The sequence below is a fragment of the Rhodoferax sp. GW822-FHT04A08 genome (assembly GCF_058801025.1).
The window spans coordinates 229,144-243,916 of the sequence record NZ_JBXAMW010000001.1 but is presented as its reverse complement, the minus strand read 5'-3'; the positions used below and the strand labels follow the sequence as shown (position 1 = coordinate 243,916).

The window sequence follows — 14,773 nt, the reverse complement described above, 5'->3', positions numbered from 1 at the left end:
TTGAACACCTTGGGTGGCTCAACGCGGCTTCTTCGTTGTAAACAGACCCAAACTGAACATGGCCAAACGAGACTTTTACGAAATTCTGGGCGTACCCAAGAACGCCAGCGAAGAGGACATCAAGAAGGCCTATCGCAAACTGGCAATGAAGTACCACCCGGACCGCAACCAGGGTGACAGCTCCAAAGTCGCAGAAGAGAAATTCAAGGAGGCCAAAGAGGCCTACGAAATGCTGTCGGACGCGCAGAAGCGCGCCGCCTACGACCAGTATGGCCATGCCGGTGTGGACCCCAACCGCGGTGCGGGCGGTCCTGGTGCGGAAGGCTTTGGCGGATTTGCCGAAGCCTTCGGCGACATCTTTGGCGACATGTTCGGCCAGCAGCGCGGTCGCGCCGGCGGTGGCCGTCAGGTCTACCGTGGCAGCGACCTGAGCTACGCCATGGAAATCACGCTGGAAGAAGCGGCCAAGGGCAAGGACGCCCAGATCCGCATCCCCAGTTGGGACAACTGCGACACCTGCAAGGGCAGCGGCGCCAAGCCCGGCACCCAGGTCAAGACCTGCAGCACCTGCGGCGGCAGCGGCAATGTGCAGATGCGCCAGGGTTTTTTCAGCGTGCAACAGACCTGCCCTACCTGCCGCGGCAATGGCAAGGTCATTCCTGAACCTTGCACCGCCTGCCATGGCCAGGGCAAGATCAAGCGCCAGAAGACGCTGGAAGTCAAAATCCCCGCTGGTATCGATGCAGGCATGCGCATCCGCAGCGCAGGCAATGGCGAACCCGGCACCAATGGCGGCCCCGCAGGCGATCTGTACATCGAGATCCGGCTCAAGAAGCACGACATCTTTGAGCGTGATGGAGACGACATCCATTGCTCCGTGCCCATCAGCATGATCACTGCCGCCCTGGGTGGCGAGATCGATGTACCCACGCTGGCGGGCAAGGCTGCCATCGACATTCCCGAAGGCACCCAGACCGGCAAGCAGTTCCGTCTGCGCGGCAAGGGCATCAAGGGTGTGCGCTCCAGCTACCCCGGCGACCTCTACTGCCACATCGTGGTGGAAACGCCGGTCAAGCTCAGCGAGCACCAGCGCAAGCTGTTGCGCGAGCTTGATGAGTCGTTCAAGAAGGGGGGCAGCAAGCACTCTCCTTCGGGCGACACCTGGGCCGATCGCCTGAAGAGTTTCTTCAGCTAAGCTGACCCAGTCGCTGGGCAAACCATGCCGTCCGGTCTATAAAGGATCAGACGGCATTTCTTTTTTGTAAGAGGCAATCATGGGCGTAAGCATCACCTTTCTGGGCGGGGCCAACACGGTCACCGGCTCCAAGTACCTGGTCCGCCACGAAGGCAAAAGCCTGCTGGTGGACTGCGGATTGTTCCAGGGCTACAAGCAACTGCGTCTGCGCAACTGGAGCCCTTTGCCCGTAGTGCCTGACACCATCGACGCCGTTTTGCTGACCCACGCCCACCTCGACCACAGCGGCTACTTGCCCCTGCTGGCCAAGGAAGGTTTTGCAGGCCATGTGTACGCATCCACCGGCACGCGCGACCTGTGCAAGATCCTGTTGCCCGACAGCGGCCATATCCAGGAAGAGGACGCCCTGTTTGCCAACCGCCATGGCTTTTCCAAACATGCACCAGCCTTGCCCTTGTACACGCGCCAGGACGCGCTGGACTGTCTGCCCCTGATCAAGTCAGTCAACATGGGCGTTACGTTCCAGCCCATCCCCGGCTGGCAAGCCACCTTTCAATCTGCGGGCCACATCCTGGGCGCCTCCAGCATCCTGCTGGAGTTGGCCGGGCGCCGCATTCTGTTCTCAGGTGACCTGGGCCGACCCGACGATTCGCTGATGAATCCACCCGACAGGGCGCCTGCTGCGGATACGGTGTTGATCGAATCCACCTACGGCGACCGTACCCATCCACTGGATGATGTGCTGGCTGAACTCGGCCCCGCACTGCACCGGTTGGCTGCACGCGGTGGTGTGGCCGTGGTTCCCGTTTTTGCGGTGGGCCGGGCACAGGCCATCCTGCACGCCATCAACCAGCTCAAGGCGCGCGGTGAAGTGCCCAAGGGTCTGCCGGTGTTTCTGGACAGCCCCATGGCGGTCCACACCACGCATTTGTTTGAATCGCATCCCGGCGAACACCGGCTTACCGGAGCGGAGGTACGTGCCCTCACCCACAGTGCCACCATGGTCAGCAGCACCGACGAGTCCAAGGCCCTGGCCACACGCCATGGCCCCATGGTGATTCTCTCGGCCAGCGGCATGGCCACTGGCGGGCGCGTATTGCACCATCTGGCGCAGCATGCCGGCAACCACCGCAACATGATCATCCTGACCGGATACCAGGCGCCCGGTACACGCGGTGCCACCCTGGCCAGCGGCGCGCGTTCGGTGCGCATCCATGGCCGCGATGTGGAAGTCCAGGCTGAAATCGTGTCACTGCAATCGGCCTCGGCCCATGCGGATGCCGGCCAGCTTTTGAACTGGCTCAAGACCATGCCCTCTGCCCCGTCACAGGTGTATGTGGTGCACGGCGAGCTGCAGGCTTCGGACGCGTTGCGCGCCCGCATCTCGCGGGAACTCGGCTGGCGCGCCATGGTGCCGGAGCACGGCTCCACCTGGCCGACCTAGGGTCTATTCACGCAGGTTGTTCTGCACCTGGCGCAGCAACTCCAGCAGTTGCTGCTTCTGCTGCGCACTGAACCCTGCCACCGCCAACCGGGAAAGCTGCTGACGCTGGCGTTTGACGTCGGCATGCAGGTCTTTGGCCTTTTCGGTCAGGAAGTGGCGCACCACCCTGCGGTCCTTTTCATCAGTGACGGACTCCAGCAGGCCTTTGTCTTTCATGCCCGCCAGCAGGCGCGCGATTTGCCCCTTGTCACGGCCTGAGTGCACAACCAGGTCGCTCTGCGTGGCCCCCGGGTGCCGGGCAAAGAAATTCATCACCTTGCCCTCCATGTGCGCGATGGATTGGCCCCCATCGGGAGCGGCTCGCCCGTGGCGCGCGCGTACCTGATGCATCACGGCGTGGATGAGCTCCAGCACATCGTCCTCGGACGCAAAAGGCAATTGGTTGACAATATCAACTTCTTTTTTCATAATAGATGACATTATCAACTAGATTGCAAACACATGACCATTGCATCCCCCTTGCGCCGCATTCAGCGTGTGCGGCACGAATTGCTCCGGCGCGACGTGCACATCAGCCGTATCGAAGCACCAAGCCCTGGCTTTCTGTCCCTCACCTTTGCAGGTGAATCACTCCACAGCTTTGTATCGCTGTCGTTTGACGACCATGTCAAACTCATCATCCCGGACCGCAACGGCGCAACCGCCATGCGCGACTTCACGCCCACGCACATCAATACGGCTCGCGGCGAACTGACGCTGGAATTCGCACTGCATGCCCATGGCGCGGCCTGCGAATGGGCGCGGCAGGCCCGTGTTGGCGATGCAGCCGTCATTGGCGGCCCCAAGGGTTCCATGATCGTGCCCACCGATTACGACTGGCATCTGCTGGCGGGCGACGCCTCTGCCCTGCCCGCCATACGTCGCAGGCTGCTGGAGCTTCCCACAGGCAGCACGGCCCTGGTGTTTGCACAGATCGCCGACCCGCTGGACCGCCAGTTGCCGACTTCCCGCAGTGCAGCGCAGGTTCACTGGTTGACTGATGCGCGTGCGTGGGTGGACGCCTTGCGCAATACGCCGTTGCCTGCGGGCGAAGGTTTTGTGTGGTGCGCCGGTGAAGCATCCGTCATGGTCCAGGCGCGCGAGGTACTCATCAATGGGCGCCAATTGCCGCGCGAGGCTTCACGCATTTCTGCGTACTGGAAAGCCGGCGCTGCCGACTTTCACGAGACCTTGTAACTGGCGCGCACGCAGTGAGAGTGCTTGCATGAAACGTGTGCGCCAAGTCATGCCAATGGCACATAGCAGCTATGGCGATACGCGCTCTTTACCTGCCGCAAAATGGCGGCTCAACCCATTGGAACACCCATGACCACTGTGCGCATGCCCGCCGTGTACCTGCCCCACGGGGGTGGCCCCTCATTTTTCATGACCGGTGAGCGCAAACAGCGCTACCAGGCCACCGAAGATTTCCTGCGCAGCATCCCCTCGCTGTTGCCCGCCCAGCCCGCAGCCATACTGATTGTGACTGCCCATTGGGAAGAGTCCGTGCCCAGTTTTACCGGCGGCCTGCACCCCGAACTGATATACGACTACTACGGCTTCCCGCCAGAAACCTATGCGCTGCAGTACCCGGCTCCGGGGAATTCGGAGTTGGCGGAACGGGCTGCCGGTTTGCTGCGCTCTGCGGGACATGCATCCCGGGTTGATCCGCAATACGGCTGGGACCACGGTGTCTTCATACCGCTCAAAGTTATCTATCCCGAAGCGCAGATTCCGGTCGTGGCCATGTCGTTGCAAGCCAGTCTGGACCCTGCCCTGCATTGCGCGCTGGGCGCAGCCCTGGCACCTCTGCGCGACGAGGGCGTGCTGATCGTGGGTTCGGGAATGAGCTATCACAACCTGCGCGACTTCCAGGCGGCGGCACCCGCGTCCTTTGCCTTTCACGACTGGCTGGACGCAGCACTAAGCACTGACCGCAGCGGGCGCACGCGGCATTTGGCGCAGTGGAGCAGCGCACCCGGCGGCCGTGCGTCCCATCCGCGCGAAGAGCATCTGCTGCCGCTGATGGTGGCCAGCGGCGCCGGCTCGGACCAGCCGGCACGCCGACTCTGGCGCGGTGCCGTGGGGCCAAGTTGCCTGGGTGCCTGGGCGTTTGATTGAAGCGTTGCAAAATACGGGCATGTCTGCCCCCTTTCTGACTGCGGCTTTTTACAAGTTCGTCGACCTCCCCGACTTCGAGAGCCGCAAGGCGCCGCTGCTGGCGCTATGCCAGCAGCACAACGTCAAGGGCCTGATCCTGCTGGCGCGTGAAGGCATCAACAGCACCATTGCCGGGGCTGCAGAGGACGTGCAGGCCGTCTTGGCGTATCTGCGCTCCGATCCGCTGCTGGCCGACCTGCAGCACAAGGAATCCTGGTCACACAAAGCCCCCTTTCACCGCATGAAGGTGCGGCTGAAGAAAGAGATCGTCACCCTCAACGTACCGGGCATCAGCCCCACCCACATGGCCGGTACCTACGTCAAGCCGCAGGACTGGAATGCACTCATCAGCGACCCGGACGTGGTGGTGGTGGATACGCGCAACGACTATGAGGTGGAGATTGGCACGTTTGCCCATGCCATCAATCCGCACATCCGTACCTTTGCCGAACTGCCCGCCTGGGTCCAGCAGTCCGAGCCACTGGCACATACCACCGCACAAGGGAAGAAGCCCAAGGTCGCCATGTTCTGCACCGGCGGCATCCGATGTGAAAAGTCGACCGCCTACATGCGTGCCCAGGGCTATGACGAGGTCTATCACCTGGAGGGCGGCATTCTCAAGTACCTGGAGACCGTGCCACTGGAACAGAGTCTGTGGCAAGGCGAATGTTTTGTGTTTGATGAGCGGGTATCGGTAGGCCACGGCCTGGTGCCCGGCTCGCACGCGCTGTGCCGTGCTTGCCGCCAACCGCTGGAGGACGGCGCCATGGAGTCGCCGCTGTATGAGGCTGGCGTCAGCTGCCCGCGTTGCCATGCCCACACCAGTGAGGCGCAGAAGAACGGCGCCCGGGAACGCCAACGCCAATGGGAGCTGGCCAAGGCACGGCAACGCACACATATTGGTGACGCCGCCTAGGGCCTGTTCACATGGCCCTGCCGGTTCTCTATTCCTTTCGCCGCTGCCCGTACGCCATGCGTGCGCGGCTGGCATTGCAGGCCAGTGGCGTGGAAGTTGAGCTGCGCGAAATTCTGCTCAGGGACAAGCCGCGGCAGATGCTTATGGCATCCACCATGGGAACTGTGCCGGTGCTGCTGCTCCCTGACGGCCAAGTGATTGAGCAGAGTCTGGACATCATGCTCTGGGCCCTGCAGCAAGGCGATGAACACCATTGGTTGCCCGCCGATGAGACGGCCATGCAAGACGCGCTGAACTGCATTGCATTGAATGACGGCCCTTTCAAGCAAGCCCTGGATCGCTACAAGTACCCCGCCCGCTTTGCGTTGGCTGATGGCTTGGCCCACAGGGAGGCCGGTAGCGAATTCTTGCGCCCATTGGCCGAGCGCCTGTCAGCAAACCCGTGCTTGCATGGTGTGCGATGGGGATTTCTGGATGCTGCAATTGCACCCTTTGTACGGCAGTTTGCCCACACCGATCCGCAATGGTTTGCCGCGCAGGATTGGCCGCAATTGGGCCAGTGGTTGCAACGCTTCGAGGATTCTGCGGCCTTTCAGGCCATCATGGAAAAAGTACCACCATGGCAGGCGGGCGACGCGCCCCGTATCACCCGCTTTGCGTTGCCCGGTTCAGATCGGCCCAATCTGCAGTAGTCAGACCACGACCTTGAGGACAATGCCCAGCAGGGCGGCTCCCAGCATGGCCAGCACCGGGAAAACGCTGAGCCCATAACCCAGGCTGCGGCTGGCGGGGTCCTTGGCATACGACTTCCAGTACACCATGCGGCCCACAAGATAGATGGCGCCGCCCCACGCCACGGGCTGGGGTGACCAGTAATGCGAAGCAAGATACAGCCCCGGCAACAGGACCACGATCAATTCCAGCGTATTCATCTGCACCCGGTAGAGGCGTTCAAACTGGGGATGTCCCGTGGTGGCGGGTGCATGCACCTGATAGCGGGTACGCGCCAGCGCGACCAGCACCGCAAAGAAGATCATCTGCAGCAAAGCCAGCACGGCCACCAGGTCAATCCAAACCATGTCTTATTCCTTGTTGAAAACGCAACCAGCGCGCAAGGCGGATCATGCGCTCAAAGTGCGAGCAGACGCGCCCGGGCTTCCGCATATTCGCGCTTGAGCTGGGCGATGTACTCACCCGCAGTCTGCACCTTGGTCACGGCACCAATGCCCTGGCCGCAACCCCAGATTTCCTTCCAGGCTTTGGCTTTTTCTCCACCAAAGTTCATGGCACTCGGGTCGCTGACCGGCAGGTTGTCGGGGTCCATGCCAGCGGCACGGATGCTGGGTGCCAAGTAGTTGCCGTGCACGCCGGTAAACAGGTTGCTGTAGACGATATCGTCCGAGTTGCTGTCGACGACGCATTGCTTGTAGGCCTCAGGCGCACGCGCTTCCGCTGTGGCAATGAAGGCCGAACCAATGTAGGCAAAGTCCGCGCCCATAGCCTGTGCTGCCAGCACGGCGCCGCCGGTGGCGATGGAACCGCTGAGCACCAACGGGCCGTCGAACCACTGGCGGATTTCCTGCACCAGGGCAAACGGGCTCTTCACGCCCGCATGCCCGCCGGCACCTGCTGCCACGGCGATCAAACCGTCCGCACCTTTCTCGATGGCCTTGTGCGCATGCTTGTTGTTGATGATGTCATGCAGCACCACACCGCCATAAGAATGCGCCGCTGCGTTCACGTCTTCGCGTGCACCCAGCGACGTGATGATGATGGGCACCTTGTACTTGACGCACAGGGCCATGTCATGCTCCAGCCGTTCATTGCTCTTGTGCACGATCTGGTTGATGGCGAACGGTGCTGCGGGACGGTCCGGATGCGCCGCGTTGTGGGCCGCCAGTGCCTCGGTGATTTCGATCAGCCACTCTTCCAATTGCTCAGCAGGCCGGGCGTTGAGTGCGGGCATGGAGCCCACCACGCCGGCGATGCATTGGGCAATCACCAACTTGGGATTGCTGATGATGAAGAGCGGTGAACCAATGACCGGAAACGGCAGGCGGTCCAGCGGAGGAGGCAGTTTGGACATGGGGCGAGTCTCTCTCTTTGTGTTTATCGTTGTCTGGGCTTTGTCTTGTCTTCAGAACGCATCCAGCGCCATGCTGGTCACGCTGTCAGCGCCTTCAACAATGGCATCGCGCACACCGGGTACCTGGCTCAGGATGTGGTCGGCGTAAAAGCGCGCGGTGGTGATCTTGGCCTGCATGAACGGCACGTCGGTGCCTGCAGCCACGGCCTTCTCTGCCACCAGCAATGCGCGTGCGAGCTGCCAGCCGGCCATGACATTGCCGGCCAGCATCAGATAAGGCACGCTGCCTGCAAACACCGCATTCGGGCTGGCCTTGGTATTGCCAGCCACAAAGTCCACCACCTGCAGGAACGCCTCGCGCGCAGCCTTCAAGCGCTTGGCTACGGCCGCTGCGTTTGCCGAACCGCTTTGCACCAGCTCGGCTTCGGTCGCTGCGATCTGGCTGGCAATGCCTTTGGCTGTCTGGCCACCGTCGCGTGCCGTCTTGCGGCCCACCAGGTCGTTGGATTGGATGGCGGTGGTGCCTTCGTAGATGGTGAGGATCTTGGCATCCCGGTAGTACTGGGCCACACCAGTCTCTTCGATGAAACCCATGCCGCCATGCACCTGCACCGCCAGTGAAGTCACGGTCAGGCTCATCTCGGTGCTGTACCCCTTGACCAGGGGCACCATGAATTCATAGAAGGCCTGGTTGGCCTTGCGCGTATCGGCATCCGGGTGGTGGTGAGCCGCGTCGTAGGCACTGGCAGCAACCGAAGCCATCGCGCGGCACCCCTCGGTGTAGGCGCGCATGGTCATGAGCATGCGGCGCACATCGGGGTGGTGGATGATGGGTGCTGCGCTGGGCATGGAACCATCCACCGGGCGGCTCTGCACGCGTTCGCGGGCAAAGGTCACGGCCTTCTGGTACGCGCGTTCGGCCACCGCGATGCCCTGCACACCCACCGCATAGCGGGCCGCATTCATCATGATGAACATGTACTCCAGGCCGCGGTTCTCCTGGCCTACCAGATAACCGATGGCACCGCCGTGATCGCCATACTGCAGCACGGCCGTCGGGCTGGCCTTGATGCCCATCTTGTGTTCGATGCTCACGCAGTGCACATCGTTGCGCGCGCCCAGGGAGCCATCCGCGTTGACCAGGAATTTGGGTACCACAAAGAGGGAGATTCCCTTCACGCCTTCGGGCGCGCCCTGCACGCGGGCCAGCACCAGGTGCACGATGTTCTCGGCCATGTCGTGCTCACCCCAGGTGATGAAGATCTTGGTACCGAAAATCTTGTAGGTTCCATCCGGCAGCGGCTCCGCACGGGTGCGCACTGCGGCCAGATCGGAGCCCGCTTGCGGCTCCGTCAGGTTCATGGTGCCGGTCCAGGCGCCGCTGACGAGTTTTTCCAGATAGACCGCATTGAGTTCGTCAGATCCTGCAGTCAACAAGGCTTCAATGGCGCCGTCGCTCAGCAGCGGACACAGCGCAAAGCTCAGGTTGGCGCTGTTGGTCATTTCGATGCAGGCCGCGCCAATGGTCTTGGGCAGGCCCTGGCCACCGAAGTCAGCCGGGTGCTGCAGACCTTGCCAGCCGCCTTCTGCGAATTGCTTGAACGCCTCCTTGAAGCCAGGAGTTGCGGTGACCACACCGTCCTTCCAGCTGGTAGGGTTCTTGTCGCCTTCCCAGTTCAGGGGAGCGAGCACGCCTTCGGTGAACTTGGCGGCTTCCTCCAGCACAGCCTGTGCCGTGTCCAGCCCTGCATCGGCAAAGGCCGGGATTTGGGCGATCTGTTCGATGTTGGCAAGGTGCTCGATGTTGAACAGCATGTCCTTGACGGGGGCAACAAAACTCATGACAAACTCCAAAAAGATACAAAAAAAGGGCACCACTCTGGATGCCCTTCTAACCTGCGCAAATTACAGCGCCTTGACCAGCTCCGGCACCGCGGTGAAGAGGTCCGCCTCCAGGCCATAGTCGGCTACCGAGAAGATCGGAGCCTCGCCATCCTTGTTGATGGCCACGATCACCTTGGAGTCCTTCATGCCGGCCAGGTGTTGGATGGCGCCCGAGATGCCCACGGCAATGTAGAGCTGGGGCGCCACGATCTTGCCGGTCTGACCCACTTGCCAGTCATTGGGCGCGTAGCCCGCATCTACGGCCGCACGGGATGCACCCATCGCTGCATTGAGCTTGTCGGCCAGCGGGGTGATGACTTCGGTGAACTTCTCGGATGAACCCAGGGCACGGCCACCGCTGACGATGATCTTGGCGCTGGTGAGCTCCGGGCGATCGTTCTTGGCAATCTCCGAGCCCAGGAAGGTGACGCTGGTTGCTGCGGCGACTGCACTTGCGGTTTCTACTGCAGCACTGCCACCGGTGGCGGCTGCCGGGTCAAAGCCCGTGGTGCGCACCGTCAGTACCTTGGTCGCGTCCGTGGCTTGCACCGTGGCAATGGCGTTGCCCGCATAGATGGGGCGCTCAAAGGTATCGGGGCTCACCACCTTGGTGATGTCGCTCACTTGACCCACATCCAGCTTGGCGGCAATGCGCGGTGCAATGTTCTTGCCCGAGGGCGTGGCAGCCAGCACGATGTGGCTGTAGTTGGCTGCAATGGCCAGCACCTGGGCGGTGACGTTTTCTGCCAAGCCATGGGCCAGACCGGCCTCATCGGCATGGATGACCTTGGCTACACCGCTGATCTGGGCGGCTTGGGCGGCAGCAGCTGCGGCATTGTGGCCTGCTACCAGCACGTGCACATCACCACCGAGCTGAGTGGCTGCGGTGATGGTGTTGAGGGTGGCGGGCTTGATGGATGCGTTGTCGTGTTCGGCAATAACGAGGGATGTCATGTTCAGATCACCTTGGCTTCATTTTTCAATTTGTCGACGAGGGTTGCCACATCGGGCACCTTGATACCGGCGCTGCGGGCTGGGGGCTCGCTGACCTTCAAGGTCTTGATGCGCGGGTTCACGTCCACACCCAAATCTTCAGGCTTGAGCGTCTCCAGCGGCTTCTTCTTGGCCTTCATGATGTTGGGTAGCGTCACATAGCGCGGCTCGTTCAGGCGCAGATCGGTGGTGATGATGGCGGGCAGGGTCAGCGACAGGGACTCGGAGCCGCCGTCCACTTCGCGCGTGGCCTTCAATTTGCCATCCACCACTTCGACCTTGCTTGCAAAGGTGGCCTGGGGCCAGTCGCCCAGGGCAGCCAGCATCTGGCCGGTCTGGTTGCAGTCGTCATCGATGGCTTGCTTGCCCACGATCACCAGGCCGGGTTGTTCCTTGTCCACCAAAGCCTTCAGGAGCTTGGCAACCGCCAGGGGCTGCAGGTCGGCGGCGGTTTCCACCAGGATGGCGCGGTCTGCACCAATGGCCATGGCCGTGCGCAGGGTTTCCTGGCACTGGGCTACACCGCAGGAGACGGCGATGATCTCGGTGACCACGCCCTTTTCCTTCAGGCGCACCGCCTCTTCCACAGCGATCTCGTCAAAGGGGTTCATGCTCATCTTGACGTTGGCAATATCCACGCCCGTGCCGTCGGACTTGACCCGGACTTTGACGTTGTAGTCCACCACGCGTTTGACCGCGACCATTGCTTTCATGCTTGCTGCTCCAGAGTTTGTAATGGGGTGTTCGGAATTGACGTGCACGTCAACTCTTTTGATTGTATGCGGCTAATTATCCAAAAAATAGCACGGTCGTACTATTTTTTTGTTTCACCTTTCGTCAGCGCTGGTGTATTACGCGCTGCGGGTACGGAATATCGATCTGGTTGGCACGCAACGCCGCCAAAATGGCCAGATTGATGTCGGACTTGAGGTTGCCTTGCCCGTTCTGCGGGTCTTCTATCCAGTACCCCAGGGTGAACTCCAGGCCATCGGCTCCAAAGTTGGACAACGTCGCCGTGCAAGGAGGATCCGAGAGCACCCGAGGCTGACTTTGTCCCGCCTTGAGCAAGAGCGACCGGACCAAATCCACATCACTGTCGTACCCCACCGTAACCACCGTGGACTGGTAGATACGCGGATCGGCCAGGGACAGGTTTTCGACCCGGCTGGTGATCATCAGTTCGTTGGGAACAATGGACTCCCGCCCGGTGAGCGACCGGATCACGGTGTAGCGGGCATTGATCTGGGTTATCAAACCCTCGAAGCTGTCTACGCGCACGTTGTCCCCAATGCGCATGCTGCGCTCGGCCAGGATGACAAAGCCGCTGACATAGTTGGCGGCGAGCTTCTGCAAGCCCAGTCCGATACCGACGCCGACCGCACCACCCAGCACCGACAGCGCCGTCAGGTCAATCCCCACTGCGGAGAGCGCCAGCATCAGACCCACGAACATCAGCAAGGCACGCGTGGCATTGCTGATGGCCTTGCGCAGGGACAACTCGCCGCCGGTGGCGTTGCGCAGCACCCGGGATTCGATCCCGGCAGAAATCCAGAGCGTGAATATCAGTACAGCCCCGCCGGTGAGTGCGCCCTCCAGCACATTGCGCACCGACAGCGTAGTAGAGCCCACTTTCCAGGTGATCATGTCCAGCTCATTGAGTACCACCGGAAGCAGTCCGCTGACCCACAGCACCATGATCAACCAGGCTACCCAGGATATGGTTTGCTCCAGCGGACGTACCCACTTGGACTCGCTGAATGCCACTTGAAGCACCTTGACGCCCACGCGAATCACCAGCAGGGACACCAGCACCGGGATGGCCACTTTGAAGAGAGCCACCGACACATGTTTGGCCAGGATCTCGCGCGCAACAAATGCCAGGCACAGCAACGCCAGCGGGAACAGCACGCCATCGATGTTGCGCCGCCCAAACCAGATGGAGCGCTCCTCCTGCAGACCCAGACCGCGCCGCAGCCCGCGCACCAATGCCCAGGCCAGCAACACGCAGACCAGCAAGGCCGCCAGCTCTATCAGTACCGTGGTCTGGGCAAAGGCATTCAGCCAGCCTTCAAAATCGTCTATGGGTTCGGGTGCAGGGATGATTTGCACGATTGCCATGGGTTCCTCAACTCCAATCTATTCAAAGTCCCGCCAGGACGCGCACGTGTGCTTCCACACTGCGGGCCAGTGCGTCCAGGTTGTAGCCGCCTTCCAGACAGGAGACGATGCGTCCCTTGGCATGGCGTTGGGCTACCTGCATCAGCTGCAGGCTGATCCACTCGTAATCACTCTCCACCAGCCCCATCTGACCTAGGTCGTCCTCACGGTGCGCATCAAAACCGGCACTGATCAGTAGCAGCTCGGGTCGGAATGCATCCAGTCGGGGAATCCAGCTGGATGCCACCAATTCACGGATGGCTTCACCCTTGGTATAGGCAGGCACTGGCGTATTCACCAGATTGCTGGCCGTGGACGCTGTGCCGCCATATGGATAGAACGGATGCTGGAAAAAGCTCACCATCAGGATGCGCTCGTCGCCGGCGACGATGTCCTCGGTGCCATTGCCATGGTGCACATCAAAATCCACGATGGCCACCCGCTGCAGGCCACGACGCTCCAGTGCGTAACGTGCCGCCACCGCCACGTTGTTGAAAAAGCAGAACCCCATGGCCTTGGCGTGGCAGGCATGGTGACCGGGCGGGCGCACATTGCAGAACGCGTTGTCCATCTCACCATCCATCACCGCATCCACTGCTGCAACGGCGGCACCGGCGGCACGCAACGCAGCATCGTAGGTGTGGATATTGATGCTGGTGTCTGGATCGATCTGCGCATGCTCCGGGCCACCTGCCAGCACTTCATCGCGCAGGCCATCGGTCAGACCGCGTAGCGACGCCACATACATGCGGTCATGGGCTAGCTCCAGATCGGCAATGGAGGCCAGAGGTGCCTCCCGGCGCAGCAGCTGTTCGGCCACGCCCTGCGTCTGCAGCCGCTTCTCGATGGCCGCAAGACGCTGCGGGCATTCCGGGTGCCCTGCCCCCATTTCATGCTGGCTGCAATCGCCGTGAAAAAAGAAACCTGTCTTGTTCACCTGAAAACTCGCTTTTCAGAAAATTCGGGTAACGTCCAACCATGGACGCCCAACATACGCTCAATACTTTGATGGATCAGCTTAACACGGTGATTGTGGGCAAGTCGGCCCAGATCCAGGACTGTGTCGCTTGTCTGCTGGCCGGTGGACACCTGCTGATCGATGATGTGCCGGGAGTCGGCAAGACCACTCTGGCCCACGCGCTGGCGCGCAGCTTCGGTCTGCAGTTTTCTCGGGTGCAGTTCACCTCCGATCTGATGCCCAGCGACCTCTCCGGCGTTTCGGTGTACGAACGTGGCAAGGAGGCCTTTGTATTCCACCCCGGCCCCATCTTTGCGCAAGTGCTGCTGGCCGACGAGATCAACCGCGCCAGCCCCAAGACGCAAAGTGCGCTGCTGGAGGCCATGGAGGAAAAGCAAGTTTCGGTGGAAGGCCAGACCCGTCCCCTGCCCGAACCCTTCTTTGTCATCGCCACCCAGAACCCGCTGGAGCAGGTGGGGACGTATCCCCTGCCCGAGTCGCAACTGGACCGCTTTCTGATGTGCATCTCGCTGGGCTACCCGGACCGCACTGCCGAACGCGAACTGCTCAGTGGCACCGACCGGCGCGGCATGGCCGATGCACTGCAACCGGTTTTGCGCTCCGGTGAGCTGCAGCAGTTGCAGGCCGCGGTGCGCGCAGTACATACGGCTGGCCCACTGCTGGACTATGTACAGGACCTGATTGCCGCCAGCCGCAGCGGCCAGTGGTTTGTACAAGGACTGAGCCCGCGCGCCGGGATTGCGGTCCTGCGGGCAGCGCAGGCACAGGCCCTGCTGAGCGGGCGCAACTATGTGGCACCCGATGACGTGCAAGCCATCCTGCCACAAACCATTGCCCACCGCCTGGTTCCCGTGGACAGCGCAGCACGCGGACCACGGGAGCAGGTGCTGGCCATGCTGGCGGCGGTACCGCTGCCATAA

At 61.6% G+C, this 14,773-nt stretch carries 15 protein-coding genes; 7 read left to right on the top strand and 8 right to left on the bottom strand.

The features are described from left to right. Positions 1-58 precede the first annotated feature (58 nt). Both dnaJ and AC1RMF_RS01100 read left to right on the top strand, forming a co-directional pair. Positions 59-1,195 carry a molecular chaperone DnaJ gene (dnaJ, locus tag AC1RMF_RS01105; protein WP_342617993.1) on the top strand — a complete coding sequence of 379 codons (1,137 nt, stop codon included), beginning with the start codon at positions 59-61 and terminating at the stop codon, positions 1,193-1,195. Positions 1,196-1,274: 79 nt separating this feature from the next. Further along, entirely contained in the window at positions 1,275-2,639 is a 1,365-nt protein-coding gene (locus AC1RMF_RS01100; protein ID WP_342617994.1) for an MBL fold metallo-hydrolase, read from the top strand. A gap of 3 nt (positions 2,640-2,642) precedes the next feature. On the opposite strand, the gene AC1RMF_RS01095 is transcribed toward AC1RMF_RS01100, so the two are convergent. Next, positions 2,643-3,107 (bottom strand): MarR family winged helix-turn-helix transcriptional regulator, encoded by a 465-nt coding sequence (locus tag AC1RMF_RS01095; protein ID WP_493138888.1) that lies wholly within the window; start codon positions 3,105-3,107, stop codon positions 2,643-2,645. Positions 3,108-3,140: 33 nt separating this feature from the next. On the opposite strand from AC1RMF_RS01095, the gene AC1RMF_RS01090 reads away from it, so the two are divergent. The 4 genes from AC1RMF_RS01090 to AC1RMF_RS01075 all read left to right on the top strand — a co-directional run bounded on the left by AC1RMF_RS01090 (position 3,141) and on the right by AC1RMF_RS01075 (position 6,446). Beyond that, on the top strand, positions 3,141-3,875 hold the full coding sequence (locus AC1RMF_RS01090; RefSeq protein WP_493138885.1) for a siderophore-interacting protein: 735 nt from the start codon (positions 3,141-3,143) through the stop codon (positions 3,873-3,875). 129 nt (positions 3,876-4,004) lie between these two features. Further along, a complete protein-coding gene (locus tag AC1RMF_RS01085; protein WP_493138883.1) occupies positions 4,005-4,799 on the top strand; it encodes a DODA-type extradiol aromatic ring-opening family dioxygenase in 795 nt (264 codons plus the stop codon). Positions 4,800-4,818: 19 nt separating this feature from the next. After that, positions 4,819-5,754: an oxygen-dependent tRNA uridine(34) hydroxylase TrhO gene (gene trhO / locus AC1RMF_RS01080; protein WP_493138881.1), complete on the top strand. Its 936-nt coding sequence runs from the start codon at positions 4,819-4,821 to the stop codon at positions 5,752-5,754. 11 nt (positions 5,755-5,765) lie between these two features. Then, a complete protein-coding gene (locus tag AC1RMF_RS01075; protein ID WP_493138879.1) occupies positions 5,766-6,446 on the top strand; it encodes a glutathione S-transferase in 681 nt (226 codons plus the stop codon). On the opposite strand, the gene AC1RMF_RS01070 is transcribed toward AC1RMF_RS01075, so the two are convergent. The 7 genes from AC1RMF_RS01070 to AC1RMF_RS01040 all read right to left on the bottom strand — a co-directional run bounded on the left by AC1RMF_RS01070 (position 6,447) and on the right by AC1RMF_RS01040 (position 13,811). Then, complete coding sequence (locus AC1RMF_RS01070; protein WP_342618000.1) at positions 6,447-6,833, bottom strand: MAPEG family protein; 387 nt, start codon at positions 6,831-6,833, stop codon at positions 6,447-6,449. Positions 6,834-6,883: 50 nt separating this feature from the next. Further along, positions 6,884-7,840, bottom strand: a complete 957-nt coding sequence (locus tag AC1RMF_RS01065; protein ID WP_493138877.1) for an NAD(P)H-dependent flavin oxidoreductase — start codon at positions 7,838-7,840, stop codon at positions 6,884-6,886. A gap of 51 nt (positions 7,841-7,891) precedes the next feature. After that, the gene (locus AC1RMF_RS01060) at positions 7,892-9,682 is read right to left on the bottom strand and encodes an acyl-CoA dehydrogenase (RefSeq protein ID WP_342618002.1); all 1,791 of its coding nucleotides are present in this window, start codon (positions 9,680-9,682) and stop codon (positions 7,892-7,894) included. A 63-nt stretch (positions 9,683-9,745) separates the two neighbouring features. Beyond that, on the bottom strand, positions 9,746-10,678 hold the full coding sequence (locus AC1RMF_RS01055; RefSeq protein WP_493138876.1) for an electron transfer flavoprotein subunit alpha/FixB family protein: 933 nt from the start codon (positions 10,676-10,678) through the stop codon (positions 9,746-9,748). A 2-nt stretch (positions 10,679-10,680) separates the two neighbouring features. Further along, on the bottom strand, positions 10,681-11,430 hold the full coding sequence (locus tag AC1RMF_RS01050; RefSeq protein WP_493138875.1) for an electron transfer flavoprotein subunit beta/FixA family protein: 750 nt from the start codon (positions 11,428-11,430) through the stop codon (positions 10,681-10,683). Positions 11,431-11,554: 124 nt separating this feature from the next. Further along, complete coding sequence (locus tag AC1RMF_RS01045) at positions 11,555-12,835, bottom strand: mechanosensitive ion channel family protein (RefSeq protein WP_493138873.1); 1,281 nt, start codon at positions 12,833-12,835, stop codon at positions 11,555-11,557. Positions 12,836-12,857: 22 nt separating this feature from the next. Next, entirely contained in the window at positions 12,858-13,811 is a 954-nt protein-coding gene (locus AC1RMF_RS01040) for a histone deacetylase family protein (protein WP_493138871.1), read from the bottom strand. Between the two features lie 41 nt (positions 13,812-13,852). Here AC1RMF_RS01040 and AC1RMF_RS01035 point away from each other — a divergent pair, with 41 nt between their 5' ends. Beyond that, entirely contained in the window at positions 13,853-14,773 is a 921-nt protein-coding gene (locus AC1RMF_RS01035) for an AAA family ATPase (RefSeq protein WP_493138868.1), read from the top strand.